This is a genomic window from Nocardia sp. NPDC058519, assembly GCF_042719755.1.
In the GTDB taxonomy this organism is placed as follows: Bacteria; Actinomycetota; Actinomycetes; order Mycobacteriales; family Mycobacteriaceae; genus Nocardia.
Genome location: NZ_JBHXNK010000044.1, coordinates 47148 through 53774 on the forward strand (window position 1 = coordinate 47148; position 6627 = coordinate 53774).

General features: G+C 64.9%; 8 protein-coding genes. 6 read left to right on the plus strand and 2 right to left on the minus strand.

Annotated features, from left to right (window positions below):
- Nucleotides 1-153 precede the first annotated feature (153 nt).
- Nucleotides 154-822 carry a DNA-binding response regulator gene (locus ACFWPK_RS32060; protein WP_378922182.1) on the minus strand — a complete coding sequence of 223 codons (669 nt, stop codon included), beginning with the start codon at nt 820-822 and terminating at the stop codon, nt 154-156.
- 278 nt (nt 823-1100) lie between these two features.
- Here ACFWPK_RS32060 and ACFWPK_RS32065 point away from each other — a divergent pair, with 278 nt between their 5' ends.
- The 4 genes from ACFWPK_RS32065 to ACFWPK_RS32080 all read left to right on the plus strand — a co-directional run bounded on the left by ACFWPK_RS32065 (nt 1101) and on the right by ACFWPK_RS32080 (nt 2297).
- Nucleotides 1101-1256 (plus strand): DUF6131 family protein, encoded by a 156-nt coding sequence (locus tag ACFWPK_RS32065; protein WP_378922184.1) that lies wholly within the window; start codon nt 1101-1103, stop codon nt 1254-1256.
- A gap of 116 nt (nt 1257-1372) precedes the next feature.
- Entirely contained in the window at nt 1373-1573 is a 201-nt protein-coding gene (locus ACFWPK_RS32070; protein ID WP_378922186.1) for a CsbD family protein, read from the plus strand.
- A 118-nt stretch (nt 1574-1691) separates the two neighbouring features.
- Nucleotides 1692-2132 (plus strand): hypothetical protein, encoded by a 441-nt coding sequence (locus ACFWPK_RS32075; protein WP_378922187.1) that lies wholly within the window; start codon nt 1692-1694, stop codon nt 2130-2132.
- Nucleotides 2133-2165: 33 nt separating this feature from the next.
- Nucleotides 2166-2297: a hypothetical protein gene (locus ACFWPK_RS32080; protein WP_378922189.1), complete on the plus strand. Its 132-nt coding sequence runs from the start codon at nt 2166-2168 to the stop codon at nt 2295-2297.
- 74 nt (nt 2298-2371) lie between these two features.
- Here ACFWPK_RS32080 and ACFWPK_RS32085 read toward each other — a convergent pair whose 3' ends face one another.
- Nucleotides 2372-5317, minus strand: coding sequence for a Tn3 family transposase (locus ACFWPK_RS32085; RefSeq protein WP_378922191.1), 2946 nt, complete (start codon nt 5315-5317; stop codon nt 2372-2374).
- A 128-nt stretch (nt 5318-5445) separates the two neighbouring features.
- Here ACFWPK_RS32085 and ACFWPK_RS32090 point away from each other — a divergent pair, with 128 nt between their 5' ends.
- Together ACFWPK_RS32090 and ACFWPK_RS32095 are read left to right on the plus strand one after the other, a co-directional pair.
- Nucleotides 5446-5886: a hypothetical protein gene (locus ACFWPK_RS32090; protein ID WP_378922193.1), complete on the plus strand. Its 441-nt coding sequence runs from the start codon at nt 5446-5448 to the stop codon at nt 5884-5886.
- 135 nt (nt 5887-6021) lie between these two features.
- Nucleotides 6022-6465: a hypothetical protein gene (locus ACFWPK_RS32095; RefSeq protein WP_378922195.1), complete on the plus strand. Its 444-nt coding sequence runs from the start codon at nt 6022-6024 to the stop codon at nt 6463-6465.
- The last annotated feature ends 162 nt before the right edge of the window (nt 6466-6627 follow it).

A 6627-nucleotide genomic window follows, 5' to 3' on the forward strand; every position in this document is an offset into this window, starting at 1 on the left:
TTTCGGCGATTACTACCGGAACCCCAGATTGCAGCGAGGACGAATTCGCCGCAGTCCTGGGCGGGCTGCCCGCCGATTCGCGCCCCGGCCCACCGACAGTGGACCGCTACGACGAACTGTTGTCACGGCGCCCCGGCACTGACCCGGCACCGGTCAGCTGATGTCGGGCTGAGTGTCGTCGGTACGGGGGTCGATGCGTTTGCGGTCAGGACGGAAGCCGTGTTCGACTCCCCACAGCACCGCCTGCGAACGGCTGGTCGCGCCGATACGGCGATAGCAATTCCGAATGTAGGTCTTGACCGAGTTGATCGACAGGTGCGCGATGTCAGCGATGTCAGCGTTGCTCAGCCCTTGGGTGATCAACGCCAAGACCTCGGCTTCACGCTGGGTCAGCCCTTCCTCACGCCCCGGCCAATCCCCGCCGATCACCTTGGCCGCACCCGGCTCCCCACGGTGCACCTGTTCGCCGCCTCGGTGTATCGCCTCGAGGGCCGCGACCAACTGCGCAGCAGGCAAGCTCTTGCCCACGTAGCCGCGGGCTCCGTTGGCCAGGGCCGATGCCACCAGCGCGTCCTCGAGATTCCACGAGTAGACGACAACGTGGTCCACCAACGGGTTCGTCGAGAGCTCGCGCACCTGGTCCCGGTCGCCCTGGGGGTTGGCGAACGAGTCGTAGAGTGCGATGTCCACCCGGTCGCCCACGCGGGTGTTGGCGTTCAGCTCCACGATCTCGACGCGGCCGTGGTAGGTGCGCAGCATCGTGGCCAAGCCCTGGACCACGACCTCGTAGTCATCGATCAGCGCCAGCCGGAGGGGTCTCATACCCCCACCCTACAGAACGTGAATACACCCTTAAGGGTGAAGACAACCCTACTTGGGGTGGTTAGCGTGATCGATGTTGTGACATGTCGAGAGTGGCCGCACCACCCCTGCGGGACGGCAAGTGCGGCCACTCCGCCAGCGTGTCCGAGTCCGTGATCGGCTCGGGATAGACGAGGTCGAGTGGTAGGCGCAACAGAGTACGAATCTGTCGTCGGCGCGACCGGTCGAACCGCACCCGCGGGGTCTATCGCCGCGCCATCAGTGGAAGGAAGTTCGTCGTGATCACCCTGGGAGCCATCCTGTTGATCCTTGGTCTGCTCATCAAAATCCCGATCCTGTGGAATGTGGGGATCTTGGTGCTGGTGGTCGGCCTGATCCTGGTTCTGGTTGGAGCTTCCGGGCGCGCTGTGGGCGGCCGTAAACACTGGTACTGACCATCGTTGCCAACTCAGACCATCGCCGTCGGCACCACCGGCGGTCTGGACCACACGGCGCGCTCCCTGCCCGCTGTGCGGTGACCATCAATCCGACACCACCAGGAGAAACCGAGATGGGCGTGCACGACAAGTTCGAGAACAAGGCCGAAGAACTCAAAGGCCGCGCCAAGGAGGCCACCGGTGCGGCGACCGGCGACGATCACCTGAAGAACGAGGGCAAAGCCGACCAGGCGTCCTCCGCGGTGAAACAGACCGGCGAAAAGATCAAGGACAAGGCCAACGAGATCGCCGACAAGATCGTCGGCAACAACTGAACGACCAGGCGACGTGGCCTCCGACGATCCATGCGGAGGCCACGCGCCGTGATCTCACGGCGCGAAACAAAGATGCCGGGCATCGGACCGGCCGATCAGAATCAAGGGAGCATCTGGGGTGAGCGGGCACCAGTCTCGGCGTCGAACCGCGACGCCGCGCCAGTCCGCGGTCCTCGACCCGGGCCTCGGCTACACCTCCGCCACGGTGGTGCGCCGACCGCGCCCGATCGGGGGTGCGGCGCCGGCCGCCGCGATTACCGCGGCGCTGATCGTCCGTGTGACCGCGTCCGCCGACTCCGTCCACGGAGTGGCCAACCGCGTGTTCGACGATGTCCTCACCTACTTGGCCGGGGCGCGTGTCCACGGTGTAGCTGTCCTTGACGACCGGATCGAGGTGCACATCGTCGTCGTCGGCAGCGATGCGGTCGCCGTCGCCGAGGCGGTCCGGCGGATGGCCGGATCGATCTTCACCGGACCGGTGGAGGTGATCATCGATGACCTCGTGATTGATGACCTGGCGGCGCCCGCAGGAGAGTTCGGCGTCGCGGTAGCACGGTGAACACGATGGATTCCGTACAGAAGAAGGTCCGCGATGACCCAGCCCCACCTGCCCTCCGATACTTCAGCTTTCAGCACCGCGGAGATCAAACGACGCCTCGCTGTCATGTTCGGTGACAGCGACGACAACGAGGCCGAAATCGTTGAGCTGAACGACCGGAGCTGAGGCCCCCGCCCAACCGTGATTCCCAGTGCCCCTGGTCCGGTCTTCTCGTGGGGCAGTCGTGATAGCGCCGCGCTTCAGCTGGCGACCTTTTGCCTGGTCAGGTCCAGGCGGGTGTCCATGTCGAGTCGGAATCGGCCGTAGGGGTTGATGTTCGACCAGAACAGTGGCGACATCGCACGTCGCTCGGTGTCACCGACCAGGTCGTGGAACTCCGGCGTCTCCAAGACCGCTTGTAGCAGCAGCGTGTTGATGTGCACCAGCGCCGACTGCAGCAGGTGCAGCGCCAGCATCGACACCTCGGCGTGCTCGCGGTCGGCGCCGGTGAGCTGGGAGTCCTTGCCGTAGAACACGACCACGTTCGCCGAGTTCCAGTTCTCGACCACCTGCAACCCGGAGTTGATCTCCCTGCGGAGTTCTTCCGATGCCAGATAGTCGCAGGCGAAAATCGTACGCACCGCACGGCCCAACTCTTCCAGCGCCTGGTAAGTAGGGTGTTTCGGGCCGCCGCGGGTGAACCGCCGCAGGATCGACTCCGACTCGGCGGTGCCCAAACGCAGGGCGGTGGCGTACTTGACCATCTGGTCGTACTGCTGGGCGATCAGCTCCCAGCGGATCGGGCGGGTCAGCACCGGGCCCAGTTCACCATAGACGCCGGAGTCGTCGGGCTGGTACAGGCGGATCGAGCCGATGTTCTTGAGTCGGGGTAGCAGCTTGAACCCGAGCAGCTCGGTGAAGGCGAACCCGACCACGCTCGCACCATGGGTGTCGACGTAGTTGGTGTCGATCTCGGCGTCGGTGCAGTGCCGCAGCAGCCCTTCGATCATCGCCGCTACCTCCGAGCTCGAACAGGATTTGAGCTGGGAGTAGATGCACACGTTGCGGCGTTCGACGTGCCAGTAGATCATCACCCCATGCCCGCCGTAGCGCTGGTGATATTGGGTCATCAGGTTCGACTCCCACGACCCGAACTTCTTCGAATCGCTCGCGCACGCGGTGCCGGTGCCCCACCAGCTGGGATCTCGCGCCTCGAACGTCGCGTTCACCAGTTTCGTGGTCGCGCGCCGCAGATTGTCGCGGGTGATGAAGTGCCGGCGCACATGCCGCAGCGCCGCTTCGGACTCCTCGTGCTCGCCGGTGTTCACGATCGCCCGAATACCCATGTTCGTGCCCAGCGCGAACAGGTCCAGCAACAGCCGCCGGCGCAACGTGTCTCGGTCGATCACCTCCCTTGATGCCACCGAGGTGAACTCGGCGGTGAAGTCGGTGAGGAAGTCGGCGTCCTTGAGCACATCGAGCAGGTCCAGCGTGCCCCAGCGGCGCGCGACCTCGGCTTTGATCTTCTCCAGATTCTCCGGCTCGGGCAGTTTCTCCAGCTTCGGCACGCTGATCCACTGTTCACCACGCCGCCGTGTCAACCGGACCCCGCCGGTCGTGTTCTCGGTCATGCCCCGATCCAGCCGCGCCACGGCTTCTCTCATCCGATGGCGGAGCCCGTCGATGAACTGGGTCGGATCCAGGGGCTTGCGGATCGCCGCGTAATGCACCTCCCGGGCGGTATCGAAATCACCGGGCAGATCGTCTTCGGGGTTGCGCCACCGATTGGCGCCATCGGCGTAGATCTCACGGCGGCGGATCGCATCCCGCAACGCGACCAGCACACACAACTCGTATGGGATCCGCTCGACCCGGCCCTTCTCGTCGACCACCGCTTCCCGCCACGCCTTGGGCACCACCCCGTCCAACGGGGCCAGGGCGTGGGTGTCGTAGAAGCGGACCTTGCCGTCGATGCTCGCGTACCGCTGGAGCAATTCCATCGCGACCATCACCGGCCGGTAGGCGGTGTTGTTGCAGCGGAAATCCAACGCCGCCAACAGCGCCGGCAGCATCCGCCGGTAGTGGTTGGAGTACGAGCTGCGCAACACCGTCCGGACCCGTTCCTGGAACACCTGGTCGTTGGCTTTCGCCTCTTTGACCAGCTCCCGCAGCGTCTTCTCCCCGACCACCGGGTACAGGGCGTCCCGCACGATGTCGTCGGGATGGTCGACCGCGGCCTCTGCCAACTGGAACAAGATGTTGTCCTTGCCACGAACCCGGCGCAGATCCGCAGTCAGTTCCTTCTCCACCCGCCGATCCGCCCGCGTATTCACCTTGTGGACCAGCTCGATCAGCAGATCCACCAACGCGTCGGTGATCTCCGCCGACCGCACCCAGCACAACGCCGCCAACAACGTCAACCGGATCGAGTCCGGCATATCCCGTAGATCCGACGGGAACGACCGCGCCGCCCGTGCCCGCCAACCGTCGACCAGCTTGTCACTGGCATCGGCGAACAAGTCCGCCGGAAGCGAGAGAGCGCGCACCGCCGCGAGCTTGTCCACCTCCCGCAGCAGTGTCTCCAAGCTGACCTTGCCCGGGTCGGACTTCAACTCCGCCAACAACCCCCGGCCGCTGGCCAGCGGCGCAGCACCGACCGCGACCAGCTCGCTCAACCTGTCGACAGATGCCTGGCTGAGCCTCGACACCGTGCGCTCGCAGAAATTCTTCTCGAAAGTTGCGCGCGCCGAACCGATCAGCCGGTCGATCCGACCAGGGGTCGGCGGCTCGATCCGCTCGGCCCGGCACTGAATCAGCGCAGCCTCCCGCAATTGCTCGTCCCGCAGCTCTACCGGGCACACCTCCGCTGCCAACCATCCGGTCAGCTTGTCCTCGTCGCCGACGCTGAACTCACGGAACCCGAACGCATCCCGGATCTGCTCACGGTGGTACTTCGCGGACCGGCCCTCCCACGGATAGGCCGCGAACTCACCCGGATCGACCTTCAGCTGCTCGGCCATGTAAGCGACCGCGACCGCCGGCACGTCCTCCGTACGGCGCGGAAACCGGGCCTCGAGCTCGAAGTACTTCAGCAGAAGCCCGAAGCCCAGCCGCGTAGCACCTGACTTGTTCTTCACCAGTTGCCAGTCGTTGCCGACCAGCGTCCACGACCCGATCAGATCCTCGGTCGACCATTCCTGACGCACGAACGAAACCGTAAGCCCGCCAACGCCCTACCGGCGCGTCACTTTGCACTTCATGACAGCTTCAGGATTCCGGGGCCCACTCCAGGGCTCGCTCCTCAAAACAGAACTTTGTGTCCCCGCTGAGGGTTGTGGTCGACCTCGAACATCACAAAGCGGACTTCGACCACGGAGGTTGGGCCAGCGCTGAGACGATGGCATCGACTGCGGCCGCACTGATTCTGGTCGAAGCAGGCGGCCGACCACACCATCGGAAGGACCTCATGGCCTGGAACTCTGCAGGAGACACCGTGTTCGGGCCGATAGCCGAGATTCTGCTCAAATGCGATGCACCCCCCGAATTCATCACCTCAACCCTCACCGCTGTCATTGACGGGCTCTTCCACAACGACTGGGGCTACGACGGTGCGCTCAGCTCCCTCGCCGAGTTCGCCAATCACCCCGCGGTCGTCGCGGCCTTCAGGAACAACGCCGTCCCCGACCCGGACGACCCTGAGTACGCCGTCATCGTCGCCGACCTCGAACTCGCCGCAACACCGACAGCGCAAGTACTCGACAACTCACCCACCTGAGCATGGCTCGTCGACCTGTGCTGTCGCGTCGATACCGTGACGACGAGTAGCCGATCCGATCCCCGCTTCGCAGTGAGTGTGACGGGATAGCCTGGGCGACATGACCGGGGAGACAGAACAGCCAGGGGGCCGAGCATGAGTATCCCGACAGGCTGGGTTCGGTTCCTGGTCGACTTCGACGTGCCTGAGCCGGCGGACTACGACCGGCCTGACATCCCCGCTATCCAGTTCTACTGCCACACGCCAGGAATGCCACGTGCAGGCGACGACATCGAGATCGACGGTCCCGGCGATGGGCTGACACTGACGATCTCGAAGGTGGAACACGCCTACGGGCCGCCTGAGCACTCCGACCACCCGCACTACACCCTGACCGCATGGGCGGTCCTGCGCGATCCCCCGCTGTTCACGGTCGAGCACGCCCAGCAGCTGCTGATGCACCCGGACAAGCTGCGGAAATGGATCCACCGGTACCCGTTGCTCGAGCCTTACGACGGGACCTACCGAGACATCACGTGCGAAGAGTGCGTCGCCGCGGGCCGCCCCGGGCGAGGCGACGAACTGATCATCGATCACTGAATCCGCCGGCATCTGGGCTGGGCTCAGGGGACGGCGCAGCCCGCCGGTCAGCACCCCCGTGCGGTACGGGGTTCCGGTAGTAACTGCCGAAAGATCAACGGATATGGGCTTGGCCCACATAACAGGGCCGCTTCGCGAAGGGGCGCGAGGCTATCGCGGCAA

Bases quoted from the DNA above. Each gene is read 5' to 3' on its own strand.
- ACFWPK_RS32070 (WP_378922186.1), top strand. From the start codon at position 1,373: ATGGGCGTGCACGACAAGTTCGAGAACAAGGCCGAAGAACTCAAAGGC.
- ACFWPK_RS32060 (WP_378922182.1), bottom strand. From the start codon at position 822: ATGAGACCCCTCCGGCTGGCGCTGATCGATGACTACGAGGTCGTGGTC.
- ACFWPK_RS32095 (WP_378922195.1), top strand. From the start codon at position 6,022: ATGAGTATCCCGACAGGCTGGGTTCGGTTCCTGGTCGACTTCGACGTG.
- ACFWPK_RS32080 (WP_378922189.1), top strand. From the start codon at position 2,166: ATGACCCAGCCCCACCTGCCCTCCGATACTTCAGCTTTCAGCACCGCG.